Origin of the sequence: Hymenobacter rubripertinctus, assembly GCF_003583925.1 — a bacterium.
GTDB lineage: Bacteria > Bacteroidota > Bacteroidia > Cytophagales > Hymenobacteraceae > Hymenobacter > Hymenobacter rubripertinctus.
Window position 1 is genome coordinate 1 of record NZ_QYCN01000136.1, and the last position, 380, is coordinate 380.

The window sequence follows — 380 nt, forward strand, 5'->3', positions numbered from 1 at the left end:
CAGGCCACGCCCCAGTTGCGCCCCAAGCCCCGCCGGCCACGGGAGCTGGAGTTGGATGAAATGTGGACCTTTGTCGGCCACAAGGGCAATAAAGTGTGGCTCTGGCTGGCCGTGGAGCGGGCCAGTCGCCGTATCGTGGCCTGGGTGCTYGGTGACCGGAGCCGGGCCACGGCCCAGCGCCTGTGGGACGCCTTGCCCGAGCAGTATCGCACGGGCACGTGGTACTACACGGACGAATGGGAAGCCTACCGGGGCGTGTTTCCAGCCGCTGCCCATCGGCCCAGCCCCAAAGGCAGCGGCCAGACGAGCATCGTGGAGGCCATCAACTGTTCGTTGCGCCAAAAGTGCGGCGTGTTGGTGCGCAAGTCCTGCTCGTTTAG

1 protein-coding gene is annotated in these 380 nt (G+C 66.2%); it reads left to right on the top strand.

What is annotated here, in order from left to right; translation table 11 throughout:
- A partial coding sequence (locus D0T11_RS21875) for an IS1 family transposase (protein WP_119657899.1) occupies positions 1–380 on the top strand: 380 nt, incomplete at both ends.